A 22,566-nucleotide genomic window follows, 5' to 3' on the forward strand; every position below is an offset into this window, starting at 1 on the left:
GTTGAGGAACTCATTCGAATTTTTCAGTACAAGGTTTGATCGTAAAAAGGGAGTGGAGATACATGTCTCGACAACGCTTGCTTATTTTGCTGGAGATGGCGATGATGACCGCGCTTGCAGTGGTGTTCAGCGAGATCAAGGTCTATCAGATGCCACAGGGCGGCTCCGTCTCGCTGGTGATGGTACCGATCGCACTGATTGCGGTTCGACGCGGTCTGGTGCCGGGCGTGATTTGCGGATTGATGGTTGGTATGATCAATAATTTTCTCGGCGGCTATGTTGTTCATCCGGTGCAGCTTCTGCTTGACTACCCGCTTGCTTTTGGTGCCCTGGGGCTGGCCGGATTGGTACGGCTCCCGACGCTGGAAAAACGGGTCACCAAGGTCATGGCTTTGTGGAGTGTCCTGCTTGTGGGAGTACTGGCACGCCTCGCTTGCCATTTTCTCTCCGGGATCATCTGGTTTGGGGAATACGCGCCGGAAGGGATGCCGGCTGCCCTCTACTCATTTGTCTACAACATCACCTATCTGCTTCCGGAAATGGTGATCACCGGCATCGTCTTGACGGTGTTGATGTCAAGCGCGCCGCAGCTTTTGTTCCCGATGAGAAATCGACTGGCGTAAACAGATAACAGAAGCTTGCAAGAAATCATGCATAATGGGGAATTTTGCCACATAGAGTATTCAGGCAGCGAAACGTTGCCTGAATTTTTTTTTGTTTCGACATCGAGGCACATGTTTATCCCAGTGTGGAATAAGATGTAATATGCACGTTTCAAAAGTACGCCTATAGGAGGTGCAGCAAGAATGGGATTGCGCTCCTTCCGCCTGCGACAGGGGGGTGCCTTGCGACGTGTTCTCGGTGTGGCGTTGGCTGTCGGAGGAATCACCGTTATCCTGTACTCAGCACCTCCATGGGTTTGGTATAGCCTGCTCGGGACTGGACTCTTGGGTGCTGGCTGGTATCTGTATCACATGAAGTAATTTCGGTAAGGAGGGGTAAGTCATGCGGTTTTACACCATCAAGTTGCCGAAGTTTATTGGTGGCATGATTCGCGCTGTCATTGAGGCCTTTAATAAGAAGAAATGAAGGCAGCGGTCTCCCTCAGACATAGCAGGGGAAGCGGCAGGAAATGCAAAAAAGCACCTCGTGGGTGCTTTTTTTACTGAAGATCAGTTGTGTTACGCGATTATACGCGAGTTACCAGACCGGATTTCAGCGCTCGAGTGCTTACATAAACACGCTTTGGTTTACCATCTACAAGAATGCGCACTTTTTGTACGTTAACACCCCATTTGCGGCGGTTAGCGCGCATGGAGTGGGAGCGAGCGTTTCCAGTTTTGCCAGAACGGCCAGTTACAAAGCAGCGACGTGCCATTTCGTTCCACCTCCCTCAGATGCATATAAGCGGGATACCTTTGTTTTTGATAATACAAATACTTGCTTATATTAGCATAGGCACCTGTCAATTGCAATACTTGACATGAGGAAAAGCAATGAGGCCTCTGTTTTGGTGACGATTCGACAAAACGCTTCATTTCTACCTTTTCATAGTGTAAAATTGGGAGAAGCATGGAAATGTGCGAGGAGGCAGCTTCAACTCTGGAAGGCTCCTTTTCACGAGCGGTATTTGTCCAAGCATGCATTCCCTGTTGGAGTGTGAAAATCGTAGCAGCTCTATGCGGTATGGATGGCAGCAATGACGTACATGCTTATTTGTACGGTTACAGGTACAATAGACGGCTCAGCCGTTTGGAAAAAGGAGGAGTCCTTGCATGACAGTGGAAATGAGCACACCTCTCGGTAAAATTGATGTAACGGAAGATGTAATTGCACGGATTGCTGGAGGAGCCGCCATCGAAGTGTTCGGCCTGGTCGGCATGGCTTCACGCAAAGCGCTTAAAGACGGACTTGCTGAAATGCTGGGGAGAGACAACCTCAGTAAAGGGGTCGTCGTCCATAATCAGAACGGTGAAGTCATTCTCGATATGCATATTATTGTGAGCTACGGCGTGAAGATTTCCGAGGTAGCCGGCAATGTACAAAGACGCGTCCGCTATACGCTTGAGCAGATGGTGGGCATCGACGTGACGGCTGTTAATATTTTTGTACAGGGAGTCCGTACAGACAGGGATACGTAAGGAGGAACATCAGTGGTACATAAGCGTCTTGACGGCCTGCTGTTTAGCCAGATGGTTTATCTGGGGGCCAAGCTCCTGTCCAGCAACGCCAAAGTGGTGGACGGGTTAAATGTCTTTCCCGTGCCGGATGGGGATACGGGAACTAATATGAATTTGACGCTCACATCTGGAGCGGAGGAGTTGGCACGAAGGGAGTCCCCGAAAATCGGTGAGTCTTCCGCTGCCCTGGCCAAAGGCCTGCTCATGGGAGCGCGGGGGAATTCCGGTGTCATCCTCTCCCAGTTGTTCCGCGGATTCAGCAAAGCGGTAAACGGGAAAGACGAGATCAATGCTCGTCAATTTGCCGAAGCGTTGAAGTCAGGCGTAGATTCCGCCTACCAAGCAGTCATGAAGCCGGTAGAGGGCACGATTTTGACAGTAGCCAGGGAAGCGGCTGATATGGCTGTTCGTACAGCACGGACGACGGACGATGTGTACCTGGTGATGGAAAAAACCTATGAGCAGGCACAAGCAACCCTGCTTCGGACACCGGAGATGCTGCCTGTTTTGAAAGAAGTCGGCGTGGTTGATTCCGGAGGTCAAGGCTTGCTCTATGTGTACGAAGGTTTCATCCGCGCCCTCCGCGGCGAGACGGCAGAGCAGGTGAGAGAGGAGAAGACTTCGCTCACTCCTGCCTATATGGACGAGCTGATTGAGGAACAACACGCACAGCTCCATATGAAAACGGAAGATATTCATTTCGGGTACTGTACGGAGTTTATGGTTTTTCTGAAAAACAGCACGGAAGCCAATAAAAAACCGTTTGCTGAAGGTGTTTTCCGCTCGCACCTGGATCAGATGGGCGACTCCCTCCTGGTCATCTCGGATGACGAGCTGGTCAAAGTACATATTCATGCAGAGCATCCGGGAAATGTTCTGCAGTATGCACAGCAATTTGGCAGCCTGCACCGCATTAAGATTGAAAACATGCGTGAACAACATGCCAACATCCTTCGCGAGGAAGAGAAAAAAGGGAAGGCAGCTGGGATGGCTGCTGACGTACAGGCAGCGCCAGCACCAGCTCTTCGCTACGGCTTGATTGCAGTTGCTGCAGGCCCTGGCCTGGCTGAGATTTTCCGCAGCATGGGAGTTCATGTCGTCGTCGAAGGCGGACAAACCATGAATCCGAGTACGGAGGATTTCCTCTCGGCCATTTCAGGGTTGAATGCAGAAGAGATCGTGATCTTGCCAAACAACAGCAATATTGTGATGGCTGCAAAGCAGGCGGCCGAGCTCGCAGAAAAATCGGTCGCGGTGATTCCATCCAAGAGCATTCCGCAGGGTATGGCTGCGTTGATCGCATTTAACGGAGGAGCCTCGCTGGAGGAGAACCAAGAGGCCATGACATCTGCAATCGCGCAGGTGAAAACCGGCTTGGTCACACACGCCGTTCGTGACACGAAAATGGGCGATGTGGAGATCAAAGAAGGGGATTTCATCGGCATCGCCGAAAAAGAGATTGTCTCGTCAGGTGCGGATTTGATGGAGATTGCCAATGAACTGCTGCTCCAGCTGGTCGATGAAGATACAGGCATTGTGACCATTTTTATCGGTGAGGGGGCAGACGAGACGCAGGCTGAGCAGCTCGGTCAAGCGGTCAACGATGCCTTCCCTGATGTGGACGTGGAGATCCATGAGGGCGGTCAGCCGCTCTATCCGTTCATCTTCGCTGTCGAGTAGAGTCGTACGCCTGCGATTGTCCTGATCGCTCATCGGAGGGGAGTTGTGTAGATGTCCATCGTGATTGTAACAGACAGCGCGTCAGACATTGATTCCGAGCTGCGTGAATCGCTTGGAATTGTGTCTGTTCCGTTGAAGGTGATGTTTGGTGAAGAGACCTATACGGACGGGGTCACCATCACATCTACGATGTTTTTTGAAAAACTGAAGCATGCAGAGGCGCTTCCCACTACGTCTCAGCCGTCACCCATTGATTTTGCTGAGGCGTACAAAGGGATTCGCGACCAGCACGGCAGCGATGTACAAATCATCGTCTTGTCCCTTTCGGCTGCCCTCTCCGGCACTTATCAGTCAGCCGTCATCGCGCAAACGATGATGGAGGAGCAGCTGGATATCACTGTGATTGATACGCGCAAGGCTTCCTTTGTCTACGGCATGCTCGTCGTGGAAGCAGCGCAGGCTGCCCGTGACGGGAAAACCAAGCAGCAGATTCTCGATATGATCGATCGTTATTTGGACGAGGTACAGGTGTATTTCATCGTCGATACGCTGGAGTTCTTGCAAAAGGGTGGGCGGATCGGAAAAGCATCGGCTCTTATCGGTTCTTTATTGAATATCAAACCGATTCTCACTCTGGACCCTGCTGGATATGTAGCTGCCTACGACAAGGTCCGCGGCACGAAAAAGGCCATTGCCCGTGTGATGGAGGCATTGAAAGAGTATGCGTCCGGTCAGCCTGTCAAAGTGGCGATGCTGCACAGCGCCGTGCCTGATCAGGCGGCTGAGCATTTGGCTTCATTGAAAGAGCAGTTTCAGGTTACGGGTTCCTATTTGCTGGAGATCGGTCCGGTGATCGGTACCCATGTAGGGCCGGGATTGCTCGGTTTTGTAATGGTAAAGGAATAAGACTTGCTTAGAAGGCACTCCCTTTCAAGACGGTGAGTGTCTTTTTATTTCCGTGTGGGCAAACGGTCACATGAAGGAGGATGTTTGAATGCTGGAGACGGAGCGATTGTGTTTTCGGCCATATACCATGGACGACTTGAAATTTGTGATGACCATGACCAGTGACCCGGATATGATGCGGTTTATCGGGAATGGTGCGGTGTGGACCAGAGAGGAGACCACTCAGAGACTTCAGGGATGGATCGAACGGTATCGGGATGGACTGGGAACCGGGCTGCTCGTAGCCGTAAAGAAGTCCAATGGGGAACTGATCGGACACGCCGGACTCGTTGCTCAGGTCGTAGAAGGGCAGGAAGAGATAGAGATCGGCTATTGGGTCGCTAAAAAATACTGGGGGCACGGTTTTGCGACAGAGGCAGCATTGGCTATGCGTGACCACGGCCTTTCTCAACTGGGCCAAAAAAGAATGGTCTCACTGATCCAGTTCGACAACCACCCATCGGCCAACGTCGCCCAAAAAATCGGGATGGTCTTTGAGCGGAAGATTTTGTACAAAGGAAAAGAGATCGCCCTGTACGCTCTTACTAGGTGAAGGCACTCCTCCATCGTAGTGGAGGAATTCAGCGGTGTGGATAATCACTAACTGGTTTAGCTGACGATAATAGCTCTTAAACAAGAAATGGGGCTGTCCGAAAAGTGGTATTTCAGCCCGATAACTAAAAAAGTTAAAACCCAAGAATGCCGTAAAATCAGTATTCTTGGGTTTTTAATTTCGGTGCGTTTTACCCCAAAATGGACTTTTTGGACAGCCCCGACCAGCCCTTTGCTAGGAGAACTGGCGTTCCTCGTTATTGGCCGGTTCAGGTTTAGAAGTCAAAATTGTCGGGGTCCGGTCCAACTCGCAGGTTCTGGTTCAGCGCATCGATGCGGGCCGTCTCTTCACTTGTCAGCTCGAAGTCGAACACCGAGGCGTTCTCGATAATCCGGTGAGCCTTGGTCGACTTGGGAATCGTTACGATGCCGTGCTGCAGATCCCAGCGCAGAATGACTTGGGCGACCGACTTGCCGTGACGGGCGCCGATTTCCTGCAGCACCGGGTTGTCCAGCAGCTGGCCCTGCATCAGAGGCGACCATGCCTCGATCTGAATGTCATGCCGGGCGCAGAAGTCACGCAGTGCTTGCTGGCTGAGCCGCGGATGGAGCTCGATCTGGTTCACCATCGGCTTGATCTCGGCATCTTTCATCAGGTCCTCCAGGTGATGAATCTGGAAGTTGCTGACGCCGATCGCTTTGACGCGTCCGGCCTTGTACAGCGCTTCGAGCGCACGCCAAGCGTCCTTGTACTTGCCGGCCACCGGCCAGTGAATCAGGTACAGATCGAGATAATCCAGCCCCAGCTTCTCCAAGCTGGTCTCATAGGCGGCGAGCGTCGCTTCGTAGCCGAGATCGGCGTTCCTTACCTTGGATGTGACGAACAGGTTTTCACGGGAGAGTCCCGTTTCTTGGAGGGCTTCGCGGATAGCCTGGCCTACGCTGCGCTCGTTGTCATAGATGGCCGCCGTGTCGATGCTGCGGTAGCCATGGGCGACAGCCGCTTTGACCGCGTCCACGAGCACGGGACCCTCCTCGACTTTGAATACGCCGATGCCGAACCAGGGCATAGCCTTTCCGTTATTTAGAGTCGTAGTTGCTTGCAGATGCAATGTCATAGATAAAACCTCCAGTAGGGGAAATAGTAGATATGAATACATGATGTCTTGTTGGGGCTGATAGTTGCCTTAGCCATTTTACGCTGGCTGCTTAGATGATGCCCTGATAGTGGAAACAAGAGCTAAACAGTCAAGATTGGGCTGGCTCCGCATACACGGCGCGAATCGGCCCGCCCATGCGTTCCAGTGCCATGCTCCAGCCGGTCAGCAAAACCGCGGCTAAGACCATGACAGCGCCGATCCAGGTGGTATGAATCAATCCGATCGAGTCGGTGACCACACCACCCAGATAGGCCCCAATGGCGATGCCCGCATTGAACGCGGCGATGTTGACGGCGGAAGCGACATCCTTAGCTCCCGGGGCGAAGCGCTCGGCCAGCATGACGACATAAATCTGCAGCCCGGGAACGTTCATGAAAGCCAGCAGGCCCATGAAGAAGATCGTGATCAACCCGGCTACCTTGAATGGCGCGGTCACCATCAACACCAGCAGCACGATCGCTTGCAGGATGAACATATAGAACAGAGCCCTGAGCGGCCGTCGGTTGGCCACCTTTCCCCCGATAACATTGCCGATCGCAATCGCAACGCCGTAAATCAGCAGGATGACCGCTACCGTGCTTTCGGCAAATCCGGTTATCTCATGCAGCAATGGGGATAAATAAGTAAATACGACAAAGGTGCCTCCATATCCGAGAGCCGTGATGGCGAACGCAAGCAGCAGCCTGCTATTCGTCACCAGCTTCACCTGCTCACGCACCGGGGTCGGAACGCCCTTACGCAGCGAGGCAGGGATCAAGATCAGGTTGGCGATCAGCGCGACCAGGCCAATGATGGTGATGGTGACGAAGGCCGCCCGCCAGCCCATCTGATGGCCAATCCAGGTACCGATCGGCACGCCGGTCACGGTGGCGACCGTCAGACCTGAGAACATGATGGAGATCGCACTCGCCCGTTTGTTCTCCGGCACGAGGTCGGCGGCGATGGTTGATGCGATCGACATAAATACACCGTGCGACAAAGCGGATAGCACGCGGGCCGTCAACAGGACGCCGATGCTTCCGGAAGCCGCCGCCAGACTGTTGCCGGCGATAAAAACGACCATGATGGCAATCAGCAGCGACTTGCGGGACATTCCCGTTGTGAGTGAGGTCAGCACGGGAGCCCCGAAGGTGACACCGAGCGCATACAGTGTCACGGTCAGTCCTGCTGTTGTGACCGATATATGAAGGTTTTCGGCGATCAGGGGCAGCAGCCCCACGCTGATAAACTCGGTAGTTCCGATCGCATAAGCGCTGATGGCTAGAGCCAGAAGCGCAAGTACACTCCGTTTGTGATCCAATTGCATGTTTTCTCACCTCTATTCATGGCATTCATCGGCCGATAGGTGCTATTATGAGAGGAGCATGCATATTTGGCTAGTACGTACTTTCAAGTACGATAGGTACTAAAAAGTTCCTATAGCAATTGGAGGGCTTCGGATGAGCACAGAAACCAATAAGAAGTATAATATTTCGGTGGAAGCGACCTTGGACGTCATCGGAGGAAAATGGAAGTGCGTAATTCTCTGTCACTTGACGCGCGGAAAGAAGCGGACGAGTGATCTCAAGCGTATGATGCCCAGCATTACGCAAAAGATGCTAACCCAGCAACTGCGGGAACTGGAGGCGGACGGGATCGTCAACCGGATTACGTATCATCAAGTGCCGCCCAAGGTCGAATACGAGCTGAGCGAATACGGGTGGAGCCTCAAGCCGATTCTGGATGCGCTTTGCTCCTGGGGAGAGCGCCATATTATTAAAGAATACGGCGATAAGTTCGCCGTATTGGAGGACAATATTTTAAATCATTGAGACGTGAATATGGATCTTACTACGATTCCTTTGAACGATAAAAAAGAATACTTGAGCGAATTCAAGTATTCCCGAGAGAGTACCACGCCTAGGTACTCTCTTTCTTTTTCTTTTGACGTAACTCTCTCATCACGATTCACATCGTGGCTCTATTCAGTAACAATGTGGTGCTCATTCATTAACTAAATGGCTCTATGGCACCGAAATATTCACTAGGTGACGCTTGTTTTTGCTTGAGCAAAAGAGTGAGATGCGCGTCTGAATATTGTAAATATTACCAAAGCGACAGACAACTCTCCTTGTACATAGTGAGTGACTGTTGCTTTTATTTATAACGTAATTACCGGCCTCGAATGTGTTTGTTTGAGCTGTACATCTGATAGAGGACGGGTATCATTTTCTCTTTCCAACCGTTTTTGCCTCAAATATAGTATGCCGATTTCATCGGGCGGTAGTTCATTCCCCTGATGAAATTGAATGGCGAGTAATAAAGCTCCCTGGTGTATCTGTATCTGCTGACCCTTTGTTAAAGACTAGTCCTTTTACAAAACTCCGGTTCTCGCATAATACTCTACCTCAATACAAATGTTTTTCAAATTCTTGATATTACTCTATTATTCATATTGAAAAAATTACCAATATATGTTTTAATATACATATGATGTAAAACTATGTAATTCGATAATAAGGAGGTTTAAAAAAACATGGTAAAGAAATCCACAAAAATTGCAGTTAGCGTATTTTCCCTCGTCTCAACAATTGCGTTTTTTACTACTTCAAGTGTGTTTGCAGCATATTTAAATGGCAAGTGGGAAATATCTCCAGTTCGTTACGAGAATGTAAATCTAGAGAAAAAATATGCAGAAGTTCTTTGGGCTTCTGCTGACGCCTGGAATGGTATAGCATATAATTTGGATTTATATCCATCGACCGAGAAAAAGCCTGCTCAAATCGAGGTTCGTCACGTATCAAGAAATTCAGACGAAAGACTTGGTCGCAGCGGAACTTATGCTGTTGGTATTCCTTATGATAAGTACGGAAACGATGATGTTCATCCTTATGCATCGGGAGATTTAATTATTGTCCGATACCTTTCCGATAAACTGGATGATCATAAAACTACAAATCTTATTATTCATGAATTTGGACATATTCTTGGATTGGCACATAATAATAAAGTCTCAATTATGAACGAAAGTTACGTATTTAAATCAAGTATTTATGGTCCCACTGCATTTGATAAAACAAATCTCATTAACTTGTATGACTAAAATAATAATATTATTAAAGGAGTGGTACAAATGAAGTTGTTTTATGGAGCAATTGTTGCTCTTGCGTTGGTTGTCGGATTTGGATCTGCAGTAGCATATAATCAAGCAAGTTCCCCCTCTTCAAAAAATCACTTTGCTATGACAAAAAGGTTTACTAGTACCGAAGAAATTGTTAATGACTCGCAATTAATCGTTCAAGGTTCTATCCCTACACAGTACAGGGAAGAAATAGTAGACGATGTTATATATCACGCCTATCAAGTTCAAGTGAATAAAGTGTACAGCAACCTGACAAATCAAGAAATTGAAGAAGGGGATACGATAGAACTTTATCGCTTGATTGGGTTCGACAGTGGAAAAAGTATCGTTACAATTACCGAAGATGATACTCATGTTTGGGATGAAGGTGAATATTTATTATTTTTAAATGTTGAATACGATAATGAAGATAAAGAAGTCTTTGTTCCAAATACCCCTAGCCAACTCTTTAAATTAGCTAATTCAAGAGGTATGTTTTCGAAAGAATCAAACAATAATCAATTTGTTAATGTTTATGAATCAGAACAACTACCTAAAATTACGGAAGATGAATTGATTCAAGCGATTAAGAAATGAAACTGTATCTTAGGAAGTCATGCCCGTTAGAGGGTCTGATGTCAAGTCATTTACAAGTAACATCATTTTTACAGACGACCAACCGGATCGGCACAGAGGAGGAAACCTTCTTTTTCGGAGAAAGCGCCGCTGCTGATCCGTTTGGACGCCTGCTTGTCCTCGGGGATCAGTGCGAGTCGGGGTATCTCATTCATTTTGATCTCGAAAAGATCAGGGAGGCGAGAGGTATGCCTCATTATTTGCGGCACAGGCGGCCGGCCTCCTATGTCCCGCTGGCTGAGTCCAGGGAGGAAAACGCAGCGGAAATTTGCTCGTCGTAGGCTGGTCAGCCGCCCGTCGTTCATATCGTCACAGGAGAGCAGGGGAGTCGTGCAGACCCCTCTGCTTGTTTTTGTTGTCTCCCATTTTTGCTGTCTCCGTTTTGGAAAAATGGGTTTGCTCTTTTTCTCTTTCACAGCCGATCAATCACCTTTACTCCATCTGACGACCTCCTTTTTCACTTTTTCGCTCCATACCGCTATCGTTTTTGTATGTTATGAAGCAGCAGCAAAGTAGGTGAAAGCCCAGTTTCACCGGCAGGAACCTATAGCGCTTTCAAAGGCGGTAAGATACAATGGGAGTGAACCTTTGCGGGTGCAGAACCCCTTGGAATTCAGGAGGAGAACTGGGTGAAATATAAAAGTGTATTTGACATAATCGGTCCCGTCATGGTGGGACCGTCAAGCTCTCATACAGCCGGCGCGGCCCGGATCGGACGGATGGCCCGCAAGCTCCTGGGCAGTCAGCCAAAAACAGCGGAGATCACCTTTTACGGGTCCTTCGCCAAGACCTACAAGGGGCATGGCTCCGATGTGGCAACGGTGGCCGGAATTCTCGATTTCGACACGTTTGATCTGCGTTTGAAAGACTCCTTGCAGATCGCCAAAGATTTGGGCATCGATGTGCGAATCGACACCTCCGACGAGCTGACTGGCCACCCCAACACGTCCCGGGTTCGCCTCGGCCATGATGAGAAGCAGGTGGAAGTGGTCGGCGTCTCGATCGGCGGCGGAAAGATTGAAGTGATCGAGATCAATGGCTTTACTTTCCAGCTCGGCTTCGATTCACCGACCCTGATGGTGCTGCATGAAGACCGCTTCGGCATGATTGCCGGTGTGGCCAAGGTACTGAAGGAGCATCGGATCAATGTAGGACTGATGGAGGTTTCCCGGCATGAGCGCGGTTCGCGCGCCCTGATGGCGATTGAGACGGACGCGCTGGTGTTGCCCGAGGTCTTGGCCGAAATCAGAGCGATCCCGCATATTTTTGACGTCTCGCTGCTGTCATTGCAATAGAGCGGGATCAGGAGGGAAGTGACAACATGTTTCGTAATGTAGCGGAGCTCGTAGAACTGGCCGAGTCCCAGGGAAAAAAGATTTCGCAGGTGATGATCGAAGCGGAGATGGAGGTTTCCCAGCGGACGCGAGAGGCCATTTTAACGGATATGTACACCAATCTGGACGTGATGGAAAAAGCGGTTCGGCGCGGGCTGACGGAAGACATCCGCTCGCACAGCGGGCTTACCGGCGGCGATGCGAAGAGACTGCAGGAGTACATGCAGACAAAGCCTTTTCTGTCTGGGCCGACACTGCTGAATGCAGTCTCCATGTCTGTGGCTGTAAATGAAGTGAACGCCGCCATGGGCACGATTGTGGCGACTCCGACTGCAGGTGCCTGCGGGATTGTGCCGGGTACGCTATTTGCGGTATCCGACAAGCTCCAGCCGGCCCGCGAAGAGATGGTCAACTATCTCTTTACTGCGGGGGCCATCGGTTACTGCATCGCCAACAACGCCTTTATCTCCGGCGCCGCTGGCGGCTGCCAGGCAGAGGTTGGCTCTGCGACAGCGATGGCGGCTGCGGCGATTGTCGAGATGGCGGGCGGTACGCCGGAGCAGTCTGCACAAGCCGTAGCGATCGCGCTGAAAAATATGCTTGGTCTGGTCTGTGACCCCGTGGCCGGACTGGTAGAGGTTCCTTGCGTCAAACGCAATGCGATGGGGGCGGCTATCGCAACGGTCGCTGCCGATATGGCACTGGCCGGCATCAAGAGTGTGGTGCCGACCGACGAAGTGATTGAGGCGATGTACCGGATTGGCTGCGCGATGCCGACCACGCTCAAGGAGACCGCACAGGGAGGCTTGGCCGCTACGCAGACCGGGCGTCAGATTGAGGCCAAAATCTTCGGTGTGCAGTTGGCGAAGAAATGAACGATTGGTATGACGCGCCCGTCTCGCTTTTGCACGGGGTAGGCGAGGAGCGGGCCAAGGCTTTTGCCGGTCTGGGCATTACCAGTGTGGGAAAGCTGCTGGAGTATTTTCCCTCTCGTTATGAGGATTACCGCGTGCGCGATTTGACAGAGGTCAAGGATGGAGAGAGGGTAACGCTGGCAGGGATTGTCTACGGCGAACCCTCTGTTCGTTTTTACGGCAAGCGAAAATCGCGCCTTTCGGTAAAGCTGGTGATGGACAGAGTGGTGGTCACGGCTGTCTGGTTTAATCAAACCTTTGTCAAAAGCAGGCTGTCGCCCGGAAAAGAGATTCTCGTCACGGGAAAGTGGGACAAGCACAAGCTGCAGATTACCGTCAGCGAAATGACGGAGACGGATTCGGACCGGGCGCAAAAAAGAGGCGAGCTGGCACCGATCTACCCGCTGGGCGGCGATGTGACCCATACGCTGCTGCGCAAGACGATCCAGCAGGGATTGCGGCAGTACGGGGAGCAAATCCCGGAAATTCTGCCGCCGGACATCGTCAGTCGCTATCGGCTGATGTCGCGACCCGCTGCTATCCACTCGATCCATTTTCCGGCTGACGCCGAGGAGGGGCGACAAGCCCGCCGCCGCATCATGTTTGAGGAGCTGTTTTTGTTCCAGCTCAAAATGCAGGCGCTTCGCCGAATTACCCGCGAGCAGACAGAAGGGGTGGCGCTCTCTATCCCGATGGACGAGGTGCGCTCCTTTGTGCGGGCTTTGCCGTTTCCCCTCACGGATGCCCAAAAGCGTGTGATCAAGGAGATTCTCACAGATATGCGGGCCCCTTATGCGATGAACCGGCTGCTCCAGGGTGATGTGGGATCGGGGAAAACGGTGGTGGCAGCGATTGCCTTGTTTTCGGCTGTCAAAGCCGGGTACCAAGGGGCATTGATGGTGCCGACAGAGATTCTGGCCGAGCAGCATCTACAGTCACTTACGTCGCTGCTTTCCCCGTACGGCATTCAAGTCTCGCTTTTGTCCGGCTCGCTGACAGCTAAACGGCGGCGCGAAGTGATCGGAGAATTGCAAATGGGTCTGACTGATGTCGTCGTCGGGACGCATGCCCTGATTCAAGAAGATGTCTACTTTTCCAAGCTGGGGCTGGTCATTACGGATGAACAGCATCGGTTTGGTGTAGAACAAAGGCGGATTTTACGAAACAAAGGCCTTTCCCCGGACGTGCTGTTCATGACCGCTACGCCTATTCCGCGAACGCTGGCAATCACGGCCTTTGGCGATATGGATGTCTCGACGATCGACCAGATGCCGGCGGGCCGCAAACCGATCGAGACGACCTGGAAAAAGCATGAGCAGTTCCATCAGGTGCTGGAGCAAATGCGCAGTGAATTGCGAAAGGGCAGACAGGCCTATGTGATCTGTCCGTTGATCGAGGAGTCGGAAAAGCTGGATGTGCAAAACGCCATTGATGTCCATACCCAGCTGTCCCAAGTGTTTTCGGAATATGGGGTAGGGCTGATGCACGGTCGCCTTCCCGCGAAGGAAAAGGATGCGGTGATGCAGGCCTTTCTCTCTGGGGAGTATGCGGTTCTCGTCTCGACCACAGTCGTAGAGGTAGGGGTCAACGTGCCCAATGCGACGTTTATGGTGGTCTATGATGCCGAGCGGTTCGGGCTGGCGCAGCTGCATCAGCTGCGCGGGCGTGTCGGGCGCGGCTCCGATCAGTCGTATTGTGTACTGATTGCCGATCCCAAAACGGAAATCGGGAAAGAGCGAATGCGCGTCATGTGCGAAACGACAGACGGTTTTGAACTCTCCCGCCGCGATCTGGAGCTGCGCGGTCCCGGTGACTTTTTCGGAACCAAGCAGAGCGGTCTGCCCGAATTTAAAGTGGCGGACTTGATGAGTGATTTCAAAGCGCTGGAGGTTGCCCGCCAGGAGACGGCCTCTCTGGTAGAGAGGGATGAGTTTTGGAGGGCGGAGCAGTATTTCTGGCTGCGCGAATACTTGAAGCGCGAGGGAGTTTTGGACGGGATTGTGTTTGACTGATGCGAGCGGTTCGTACTGGCTTTCTGTGGGATAGTCTTGGGGCCGTGGTCCAAAAAAGTGAAGCCTTTCTGGGAAAAATGGGACTTAGCTTGTCCTCTATGCACGGTGGTAAGCCCCTCCAATCTCGGAAGGGCTTTTTTTCTGTTAACAGATACTGTAACTTATCGCCTGTCCCTGCCGTCTAATGGAAAAATACAGTTGCCAAAAAGAAGGAGAGTCATAAGGATGTTTCGTTCAAAGGGATTCGTGTGGCTCCTGCTCGGAACACTGCTTTTGTCAGGGTGCAGTTTGCCTACGGAGGGCTCCCCTGTCTCTCAGGATCAGGCGCCGCCACAAGCCGGTTTGCCGCCCTCAGCGGGGGAAAAGCCGACGGATGAAGGCTCGGGGGCGTCGGTGCCAGGTGCTTCCGCAAACGAGTGGCAGATACAAGAAATTCCATTTGACTATGCCGCGATGAAAGATGCGGTGGTGATCCGCCTTGACGAAGAACCGAGGCTGCAATCGCCGATCCGCACTGTTGTCGGGATGGGGCCCCAGACCTTTACGCTGTTTTTCCGCGAAGCCATGGATCGAAAAAGTGTGGAGGAAGCGATTGTCGCCCAGGCGAAGGAGGAGAACAACGGTGACTGGTTTGTCCACCCGGACTTTGAATTTCGCTGGGTCCATGACAAACAGCTTCATCTGCGTGCGACCCCACAGGAAAAAGTGACAGGGATGGGAATCGAGTATCGGCTGGCTGTAAACGGGGCACGCACCAAGTCCGGACAGGTGCTTGCTAAGTCGCCGGACTTGTTCGCGCTTGTCCTGCCGCCCAATCAAGTATGGCGGATGTCCCTCGATGGCCAGGTCAGAGAGAAGCTCAGTCAATTTCCGATTCATTATTTGAGTGAGCCGTTCCTTGATGAGGAGCAGCGCTATTTATTTCTCAGGCGTTACACTCACTACTGTGAATGCGATGGTCTCCATCCTCTATTGTATGCGATCTACGACGTGCAGGAGAAAACCATGACCCACTATCCTGTCGAGCTGATGACGACATATCGGGGAGAAGGCCGATTTTATGTGGATCGGCGCGGTTTTTTTTATGCGGAGCCGGATAAAGGCGTGAAGGTGCCCGAGGTTGAGGGTGTCAGCCGGATCGAAATCGATGGTTATGTTCACGGGGCAAGCTTTAGCCGCGACCGTAGCAAGCTGCTGATGGCTGTGGGGACAGAGGAGCAGAAGCAGGATTTCGACCTGTTGATCGTGCAGCTTGAAAGCGGTCAGCAGCGCCGATTCGCCGGGGTTCTGAAGGGCACTGTACCTACCAGTGAAATGGATGGAGCGGTAATTCCTATTGATCTGCAGGATGATGGAAAACAGGTAATCATTCGCATGAGGAAACACGAAGAGAGTTTTGAAGAACTGGTCCATCGCTTTGATTGGGGGACAAAGACGATCAGTCTTTGGAATCCGCCTGTGGTAAAGCAAGGCTGGTCGGGCTATCTGCAAACCGATGACGGGATGTATCAGATGTTTTGGAACGGGGGTTTTTATAAAGGTACTACTCACGTGGCCGATTTTATGGGGGAAGGGGTATGGCTTCCAAGCAGTCACCGGTTCCTGTTTGCCAAGTACAAGGACAGCGAACATGGGAGCTTTATGAATCTCAATGTGTTTGACGCTGATCGGAACAAGACGGAGACGCTGCTTGAAGACTTGCAGCCTGGGCTTGACATTTTGGGAGTAAGCCGGGACAGCAAGTGGGTGTATCTGCTGAGCCTTTATGATTTGCAGAAACCCGAATGAATAACGAAAATAAAAAATCGCGGGTTCATGAACTGCACCTCCAAATGTTAGATGTGTCTAACAAATGGGGTGCAGTTCATCATTTTCCGCGTTTTTCTTTATTCTCCAATGCGATTCAGTATGGGCAGCCGCTTTGCATAATTTTTGTGCTTTTTCGGACGATCCTGTCAAAGGCGAAAGATTCTCTTACAGGGACTTGCTTGTCTCGCTTCCAGCCTGACCGTCGTACTCCCGGGCCAGCAGGGAGAGAACGATCAAAGATTCATATCGATCATTTGTTTTGAGACACTCCCGCAATTTTCCCTCCATGATAAAGCCCTCTGACAGGTAGAGCTGAAGGGCGCGTTTATTTTCCTCCTTCACGTCCAACCACAAACGGTTGGCTCCCCATTCATGAAAAGCTCGTCTTTTAATCTCCCGAAGCACCTGGCGCCCATACCCTTTTCCTTTTTCTGAAATCGTGATTCGCAGCAATTCAATACTTCCGTGCGGGTTGGTTAGTCCGGCCAGGATGACGTATCCAACCACCCGGCTGGTATCCGCTTCTTCCACAATGAGGTGGCGAATATCGGGATCAGTGAGAGAGAGCTGATGCCGCTCTTTTTCCCACGGCAAAATGTAAACGCGGTTTTCCTCCATTTGCTCGGTTTCGTATATAGAGGGAATATCCTTGGGGGACGTTGGTCGCAGACGAATCCTCATGCTTTTCTCCTCTCCTGTGTTTTCACCTGTGTTTCCCCACTGCGCCGACTGTGTAAAACGCGTTCGGTACATGCGGGGGGCGAATGTAGGCATGGCTTTTGCTCTTTGGTTGCCATGCTTACATGAGTTCTCGATAATCAGGACGACTTCCTGCAATTACCAGCCCATTTTTGCATACGACAGGTATAAAAGCGAACGTTTGTTTGCTATAATAAGAACAGAGTCAGATAAGAACATTTGTTCCTATACAGGAGATGGTTCTGATGTCCCATGAAAATGGACGGATTATTTTTCTCGCTGACATGGAGAGCTTTTACGCCAGTATTGAAAAAGCAGCCAATCCGGAGCTTAGCGACAAACCAATCGTGGTGGCGGGGGACCCCGAACGGAGGAGCGGCGTCGTGCTGGCGGCCTGCCCGATCGCCAAGTCGTACGGCGTGACTACGGCAGAAGCGCTGTGGCAGGCTCAGCAAAAATGTCGGCATTTGGTGGTCGTACGTCCGCGAATGGAGACCTACATCCGGATTGCCGTGCAAATTACCCGCATTTTTGAGTCGTTTACGAATCTGGTAGAACCGTACTCGATTGACGAACAATTTCTGGACGTGACTGGCAGTATCAAGCTGTTTGGCGATCCGTGGAAGATCGCACAGGAGATCCGGCGGCGGATTCGGCTGGAGACAGGAGTCAATGCCCGGATCGGCATCGGAGAAAACAAGGTGTTGGCCAAAATGGCCTGCGACAATTTTGCCAAAAAGCAGGAGGTCGGTATTTTTTGGCTCAAGCGAGAGGAGCTGGCCGATACGCTTTGGAAGCTGCCGATCGAGAAGCTGTTCGGCGTAGGCTCGCGGATGAAGCGGCATTTTCATCGCATGGGCATCTATCAGATCGGCCAGCTGGCACAGCTCTCTCCCGCTGTGTTAACCAAGCGCTGGGGAATAAACGGAGAAGTGCTGTGGCGCACCGCACATGGTCTGGACGATTCGCCTGTTTCGCTGGGCACGCATGACACCCAAAAAGGGATTGGTCACCACATGACGCTGCCGCGCGATTATCATACGGCAGCCGATATCAAGGTGGTGCTGCTGGAGCTGTGTGAGGAGGTTTGTCGCCGGGCGCGGAGCAAGGAGTTGATGGGCCATGTGGTCTCGGTTGGCTGCCGGGGTGCTGATTTCGATATTCCCGTGGGATTCGGACGCCAGCTAAAGCTGCCAGAGCCGACGAACGATGCGATGACGCTGTATGAAGCGGTCTGCCGCCTGTTCGACCGGCATTGGGAGGGGACGCCGGTGCGAAGTGTGGGCGTTAATCTGGAGCAGCTGGTACCCGACAACGTGGTGCAGCTCAATCTCTTTACAGATACACATAAACAGCGGTCACTCGCCCGCGCCGTAGACGACATCCGCAACCGTTACGGCCCGGATGCCATCCTGCGGGCCGTTTCTGCCTTGCAGGCAGGGCAGGCCCAGGAGCGGGCGAGAAAGATCGGGGGGCATTATAAATGACGGCCAGTCCGCGCGAGGAAAGCGAAGGCGAACAAGAGCTGCTCCGCCTGTATGTACTGTATGGCCTGTTGTTCCGGGTGGCGATGGTGGATTTGGAACACCTGAAGGCGAATCCCTTGAAAATTTCTTATCACTGGTTTTTTCAGGATCTGTCCCGCTGGGCAGAAAAAGAGCATCATCAACTCCGCCGCAGGCTGATGCAGCAACGATGCCGTCTGCTGACAGCAGCTCGCCAGGATGGCTATTATGTTGTGAGATATCGGCATCGCGGATACGTCAGGGAAGCGATCTATTCCATCGAAGTGCTCCGTGCTGAGTGTCAGGAACTGGCCCGCTCGTGGTGGATGATGCGGCCACAAGCATTTCCCTGGGGGCCGCCGGCAGCTATACAGGAGCAGCAAGGCAACCTGAGTTCAGACAGCAGGAAGGAAGGGAGAACATGAGGGAAAAGCGCGTTTCCAAGCGGGATAATTTGTTTGTAGCCAGTCGCTTTGTCCTGCCCGAGCACCGGGAGATGTACACCAGGATGAAGAGTGAGGAGCGGCGCTACGTTCCACCTGAACGGGACGAGGAACAACAGGCCATCCTCAGTGGCCGGGTATGGGAAGCATGGCAAGCAAGAAGAGAGATCATGCTTATCTATTACGATGGAGAAAGAGCAAGGAAATTGACAGGCAGCATTTCGCATGTCGATCCGTCCCTGGGAAAAATGAAGCTGCAAGCAGAGGGGAGAACAATCTGGATTCGCTTTTCCAGTTTGCTGGAGGTGGAAGAGGATCGCTCCGGGTGACCGGCCAGGATGAAGGGCGATGATCAAAAAAAAAAGAGCTCCGTTGACGAAAGCAAGCTGCGAAAGGGAGCGACACATAGTGAAAAGCGGTGTGCGGTGACGAGGCGAGACTGTAGCATCCATATCTGGAGAAAAACAAGATTTTTTCGCCGAATTCTGCGAAAAACGCATTTTGCCAAAACGCCATCTTCCTTGTATCGTTATGATGTCTCAAATCATCTTGACGGGAACCAAAGGAGAGCGTACATGTTAGCACAAGAAATGGGTGTTATTTTCACGAAGCACGTGGGGCATATGAGTGCAAAAAGCTGGACGGAGTTTCTTCACCAGTTGGAAAGCAAAGGGCTGTACATTGTGATTGAGACAACGACAAATGGACGCGTGATGAGCCCTTTCGGCGGTCTGATGCCAATGCCATGCAAAAGTGAAACGCTCCAGATTGTAAGCTCAGACGAACTGAAGCAGCGAGGGCTGCCGCTCGGTCATCATATTGTCACCAAAAGCAAGGTAGATGTAGTCGCGACATAAAACCAGTCACCACGTCCAAAAAGGAATGAGCCTTCCTTCACCGTAAAAGCACGGGAGGAAAGGCTTTTTTTATACTATTGAAAAGTTTAATTTCGCTAATGCGTTAAATGGCGAAAGCGTAAGAAAAACGAAGACTTTCGCTATTTGACTTGGCGATAAGCCAAGTTTTTCTAATGGCCTTTAGTGAAATGTCACAAAGCAGGAGACGCTTTTTGCTGATGAAAAATTAGGTGATGGATAAAAGAAAAGATGTAAATGGTAGTCCGAATTACACAAAAAAAGAAAAGGAATTAAGAGAACGCTTAGCGAATAATTAGGGATATTGGTGTATTTTGTCATCTGTCGTCTAAAAAAAGTAAGTCTAAGTACCTAGAGTAATCAGGGGTAGCGCAACGATAAACCGCCGTCTGACGAAATGACAGAAATGAAGGCACGATTATTTCATAAAACATGTAAGGAAGGTTAGGACGATGGAGAGTATTACAGAGGTTATTGAAAATAAACAATTCTACCACGTATTCCAGCCGATTTGTCACCTTCCGGAAAAAAAGGTAATAGGATATGAGGCGCTGATACGCAGCTTGTCCCCAATCGGTCCCGAAGCATTATTCCAAAAGGCTATCGAACAAAACAGGTTGTTTGAATTGGATACGTTCTCGATCTTGCACGCGCTTCAGACTTTTTTTGTGTCTCATCAGCGGCAAGACAAAAGTGTATTCCTTTTTGTCAATATTTATCCGTCTACCATCGTAGAAGACCAGTTCCCGGCTTTTGTGGACAACATTTTGAGTCGGTTCCGCCCGTTTCTAAGTAAAATCGTGTTGGAGATCAACGAATCAGCTGCAGAGCGAAAAATCTGGATGAATCCCCTCTTCACCAGACGGATCGGCATGCTAAGAAAAATCGGATTCATGATTGCTCTTGATGACGTAGGAGAAGGCACGACCAGCTTTCGCAAAATCGTAGAAATTTCCCCCGATTTTATCAAAATGGACAAGTTTTTTGCAGATGGACTGGAAGCATCGGTAAAGAAACAAAAAATCGTCCGTCTACTGGTGGAGTATTGCCAGGGGGAGGCGGAGCTGATATTGGAGGGGATCGAACACGCAACGGATTTTAGTCGAGCCGCAGTCCTTGGCGTCACGATGGGCCAGGGGTACTATCTGGGAAAACCGGAACGTTTGAAAAGTTATACTTGAAATGCGTACATATTGGAGGCAAGAGTGTGATGAGTGATCGAAACAGGTATTCACGGAAAGCAGCGCTTTCCCTGCGAATATCGGAATTTGAGGTACCCCCAATGCAAGATCTTCTGATCGTGGGGAGAAAAGCCCCGATTGGCCCGGAAGCCGTTCGGCGGATGGCCGAGGCGTTATCGCCTGAACAATTCTCGTTGATCAAGATTGACCATCCGCGGATTGAGGCGGTGCTGATGCGCAATTCGCTGATGCAGATGCTGGACAAGGATGTCTTGATGAACATCATTCTGGAAGAAGCCCAAAATATGATCAGCGATTCAATGGTCCTTCGCTCTGAGTTAAAAATAGCGATCTCCGTTGAGCGTGAGGTGGATTTGCCATGAAAATCTCCGAAATCATGACTACATCCGTGCATACCATTTCCTCCTGGAAAAGCGTTTCCTCCGCGGCAGAGCAAATGAATGAACGGAAAATCGGATCGCTGCTGGTTGTAGATCATAATGAGGTCATGGGCATCCTCACTTCACGGGATGTGCGATCAGCCCATCCCAATCGGATCGTGGCCGATGCCATGACGCCATCTCTCATCACAGTCACACCGGATCAGGACATCTGGCATGCGTATCATCTGCTCAAGGCACATCAAATCGAGCGGATTCTGGTGATGGAAGATTCGCAGATGAAGGGGTTGGTGACCCGTGAAGAAATCATGAGGAAGCTCTCAGAGTCACTGGATGCACATACCGGTTTGTATCGCGCTCCGTACATACGATATATCGGCGAGGAGCTGTTGAAACAGCGCAAGCCATTCCATCTGATTTTTGTGGATATCAACGATTTCGGCCGAATTAACAAAGAACACGGTCATCCCTTTGGAGATGATGTCATCCGGGCGCTGTCGACCAGACTGGTAAACCTGGTGCATGAAAAAGACGATTTTCTGTGTCGCTATGCGGGAGATGAGTTTGTGATCATCTCTCTGGCTGACGAAGAGCGGATTGACGAATACCTGAAGCAAATCACGAAGCCGATGGTATTGGATGACGTGCCGATTTCAGTGGCGGTGGGGTACCTGAACGGAAGGAAGGAACCAGAATTTTTCTCACATTCCCTCAAAGAGCTGCTGAGAAAGGTGAGCCTGATGTCTTCGCTGAACAAGCAGTATAAAAAAGAGCGGAGCTGGGGCGATCTCTACGATCTGCGGCGGCAGGAAGAGATCGATATTTCCTCTAAAGAAAGTGAGGATGAACAACAAGGAGAGGGTGTCCGGAAAGGGATTCCCAATATTTACTTATAGATAGCTGGGGCGAATTCCCTGTAAAGTAGTAACAGGGAATAATATTCCTCTCCTTAGTCCTTGCCTCACTTTTTACATAAAAATCGCCATTTGAAGGCAAAAATACCTGCAATGCCAATAACCCACGAAGGAAATGCATATGCATGGCACTTATAATAAAGACATTCACGTACTATACCTCCAGCTATTGATATTCATAGCCGGAGGCTTTTTTTTTGCCCGTAAAAAGAAACAATGCTGCTTT

The 22,566-nt window shown here is 50.9% G+C and carries 26 protein-coding genes; 22 read left to right on the top strand and 4 right to left on the bottom strand.

Features of this window, described 5'->3' with window-relative positions; genetic code table 11:
- The first annotated feature begins 62 nt into the window (after window positions 1-62).
- The 3 genes from thiT (at window position 63) to spoVM (ending at window position 1,089) form a co-directional block, all read left to right on the top strand.
- Window positions 63-623 (top strand): energy-coupled thiamine transporter ThiT, encoded by a 561-nt coding sequence (gene thiT / locus NDK47_RS10480; protein ID WP_251874766.1) that lies wholly within the window; start codon window positions 63-65, stop codon window positions 621-623.
- A gap of 183 nt (window positions 624-806) precedes the next feature.
- Window positions 807-983, top strand: coding sequence for a hypothetical protein (locus NDK47_RS10485; RefSeq protein ID WP_251874767.1), 177 nt, complete (start codon window positions 807-809; stop codon window positions 981-983).
- A gap of 22 nt (window positions 984-1,005) precedes the next feature.
- On the top strand, window positions 1,006-1,089 hold the full coding sequence (gene spoVM / locus NDK47_RS10490; RefSeq protein ID WP_003386125.1) for a stage V sporulation protein SpoVM: 84 nt from the start codon (window positions 1,006-1,008) through the stop codon (window positions 1,087-1,089).
- Between the two features lie 100 nt (window positions 1,090-1,189).
- Here spoVM and rpmB read toward each other — a convergent pair whose 3' ends face one another.
- Entirely contained in the window at window positions 1,190-1,378 is a 189-nt protein-coding gene (gene rpmB, locus NDK47_RS10495) for a 50S ribosomal protein L28 (RefSeq protein ID WP_003386124.1), read from the bottom strand.
- A 397-nt stretch (window positions 1,379-1,775) separates the two neighbouring features.
- Between rpmB and NDK47_RS10500 the strand changes: the two genes are divergently transcribed.
- The 4 genes from NDK47_RS10500 (at window position 1,776) to NDK47_RS10515 (ending at window position 5,358) form a co-directional block, all read left to right on the top strand.
- Complete coding sequence (locus NDK47_RS10500) at window positions 1,776-2,141, top strand: Asp23/Gls24 family envelope stress response protein (protein ID WP_251874768.1); 366 nt, start codon at window positions 1,776-1,778, stop codon at window positions 2,139-2,141.
- 12 nt (window positions 2,142-2,153) lie between these two features.
- On the top strand, window positions 2,154-3,860 hold the full coding sequence (locus tag NDK47_RS10505; protein WP_251874769.1) for a DAK2 domain-containing protein: 1,707 nt from the start codon (window positions 2,154-2,156) through the stop codon (window positions 3,858-3,860).
- Window positions 3,861-3,911: 51 nt separating this feature from the next.
- The gene (locus tag NDK47_RS10510; RefSeq protein WP_251874770.1) at window positions 3,912-4,766 is read left to right on the top strand and encodes a DegV family protein; all 855 of its coding nucleotides are present in this window, start codon (window positions 3,912-3,914) and stop codon (window positions 4,764-4,766) included.
- Window positions 4,767-4,854: 88 nt separating this feature from the next.
- Window positions 4,855-5,358, top strand: a complete 504-nt coding sequence (locus tag NDK47_RS10515) for a GNAT family N-acetyltransferase (protein ID WP_251874771.1) — start codon at window positions 4,855-4,857, stop codon at window positions 5,356-5,358.
- 274 nt (window positions 5,359-5,632) lie between these two features.
- Here NDK47_RS10515 and NDK47_RS10520 read toward each other — a convergent pair whose 3' ends face one another.
- Window positions 5,633-6,475 carry an aldo/keto reductase gene (locus tag NDK47_RS10520; protein WP_251874772.1) on the bottom strand — a complete coding sequence of 281 codons (843 nt, stop codon included), beginning with the start codon at window positions 6,473-6,475 and terminating at the stop codon, window positions 5,633-5,635.
- Between the two features lie 130 nt (window positions 6,476-6,605).
- Entirely contained in the window at window positions 6,606-7,823 is a 1,218-nt protein-coding gene (locus tag NDK47_RS10525; RefSeq protein ID WP_251874773.1) for an MFS transporter, read from the bottom strand.
- Window positions 7,824-7,956: 133 nt separating this feature from the next.
- On the opposite strand from NDK47_RS10525, the gene NDK47_RS10530 reads away from it, so the two are divergent.
- From NDK47_RS10530 to NDK47_RS10565, 8 genes are all read left to right on the top strand, one after another.
- A complete protein-coding gene (locus NDK47_RS10530) occupies window positions 7,957-8,328 on the top strand; it encodes a winged helix-turn-helix transcriptional regulator (RefSeq protein WP_251874774.1) in 372 nt (123 codons plus the stop codon).
- Between the two features lie 704 nt (window positions 8,329-9,032).
- Window positions 9,033-9,599, top strand: a complete 567-nt coding sequence (locus NDK47_RS10535) for a matrixin family metalloprotease (RefSeq protein ID WP_251874775.1) — start codon at window positions 9,033-9,035, stop codon at window positions 9,597-9,599.
- Window positions 9,600-9,629: 30 nt separating this feature from the next.
- Entirely contained in the window at window positions 9,630-10,214 is a 585-nt protein-coding gene (locus NDK47_RS10540) for a hypothetical protein (RefSeq protein ID WP_251874776.1), read from the top strand.
- Between the two features lie 38 nt (window positions 10,215-10,252).
- Window positions 10,253-10,534 (top strand): carbon-nitrogen hydrolase family protein, encoded by a 282-nt coding sequence (locus tag NDK47_RS10545; protein WP_251874777.1) that lies wholly within the window; start codon window positions 10,253-10,255, stop codon window positions 10,532-10,534.
- 348 nt (window positions 10,535-10,882) lie between these two features.
- A complete protein-coding gene (gene sdaAB, locus NDK47_RS10550; protein WP_251874778.1) occupies window positions 10,883-11,548 on the top strand; it encodes an L-serine ammonia-lyase, iron-sulfur-dependent subunit beta in 666 nt (221 codons plus the stop codon).
- A 26-nt stretch (window positions 11,549-11,574) separates the two neighbouring features.
- Window positions 11,575-12,462 (top strand): L-serine ammonia-lyase, iron-sulfur-dependent, subunit alpha, encoded by an 888-nt coding sequence (sdaAA, locus tag NDK47_RS10555; RefSeq protein WP_251874779.1) that lies wholly within the window; start codon window positions 11,575-11,577, stop codon window positions 12,460-12,462.
- On the top strand, window positions 12,459-14,513 hold the full coding sequence (gene recG, locus NDK47_RS10560; RefSeq protein WP_251874780.1) for an ATP-dependent DNA helicase RecG: 2,055 nt from the start codon (window positions 12,459-12,461) through the stop codon (window positions 14,511-14,513). Before sdaAA ends, recG begins: the two co-directional genes overlap by 4 nt.
- 225 nt (window positions 14,514-14,738) lie before the next feature.
- The gene (locus tag NDK47_RS10565) at window positions 14,739-16,301 is read left to right on the top strand and encodes a hypothetical protein (RefSeq protein WP_251874781.1); all 1,563 of its coding nucleotides are present in this window, start codon (window positions 14,739-14,741) and stop codon (window positions 16,299-16,301) included.
- Window positions 16,302-16,487: 186 nt separating this feature from the next.
- Here NDK47_RS10565 and NDK47_RS10570 read toward each other — a convergent pair whose 3' ends face one another.
- A complete protein-coding gene (locus NDK47_RS10570; RefSeq protein WP_251874782.1) occupies window positions 16,488-17,003 on the bottom strand; it encodes a GNAT family N-acetyltransferase in 516 nt (171 codons plus the stop codon).
- A 263-nt stretch (window positions 17,004-17,266) separates the two neighbouring features.
- On the opposite strand from NDK47_RS10570, the gene NDK47_RS10575 reads away from it, so the two are divergent.
- From NDK47_RS10575 to NDK47_RS10605, 7 genes are all read left to right on the top strand, one after another.
- A complete protein-coding gene (locus NDK47_RS10575; RefSeq protein ID WP_251874783.1) occupies window positions 17,267-18,508 on the top strand; it encodes a DNA polymerase IV in 1,242 nt (413 codons plus the stop codon).
- Window positions 18,505-18,951: a YhjD family protein gene (locus NDK47_RS10580; protein ID WP_251874784.1), complete on the top strand. Its 447-nt coding sequence runs from the start codon at window positions 18,505-18,507 to the stop codon at window positions 18,949-18,951. The genes NDK47_RS10575 and NDK47_RS10580 overlap by 4 nt, the downstream gene beginning before the upstream one ends.
- The gene (locus NDK47_RS10585; RefSeq protein WP_251874785.1) at window positions 18,948-19,298 is read left to right on the top strand and encodes a YolD-like family protein; all 351 of its coding nucleotides are present in this window, start codon (window positions 18,948-18,950) and stop codon (window positions 19,296-19,298) included. The genes NDK47_RS10580 and NDK47_RS10585 overlap by 4 nt, the downstream gene beginning before the upstream one ends.
- 246 nt (window positions 19,299-19,544) lie before the next feature.
- A complete protein-coding gene (locus NDK47_RS10590) occupies window positions 19,545-19,826 on the top strand; it encodes a hypothetical protein (protein ID WP_251874786.1) in 282 nt (93 codons plus the stop codon).
- A 470-nt stretch (window positions 19,827-20,296) separates the two neighbouring features.
- The gene (locus NDK47_RS10595) at window positions 20,297-21,025 is read left to right on the top strand and encodes an EAL domain-containing protein (protein WP_251874787.1); all 729 of its coding nucleotides are present in this window, start codon (window positions 20,297-20,299) and stop codon (window positions 21,023-21,025) included.
- Between the two features lie 29 nt (window positions 21,026-21,054).
- Complete coding sequence (locus NDK47_RS10600) at window positions 21,055-21,408, top strand: hypothetical protein (RefSeq protein ID WP_251874788.1); 354 nt, start codon at window positions 21,055-21,057, stop codon at window positions 21,406-21,408.
- The gene (locus NDK47_RS10605; protein ID WP_251874789.1) at window positions 21,405-22,322 is read left to right on the top strand and encodes a CBS domain-containing protein; all 918 of its coding nucleotides are present in this window, start codon (window positions 21,405-21,407) and stop codon (window positions 22,320-22,322) included. The genes NDK47_RS10600 and NDK47_RS10605 overlap by 4 nt, the downstream gene beginning before the upstream one ends.
- The last annotated feature ends 244 nt before the right edge of the window (window positions 22,323-22,566 follow it).

It is taken from the genome of Brevibacillus ruminantium (assembly GCF_023746555.1).
Taxonomy (GTDB): Bacteria; Bacillota; Bacilli; order Brevibacillales; family Brevibacillaceae; genus Brevibacillus; species Brevibacillus ruminantium.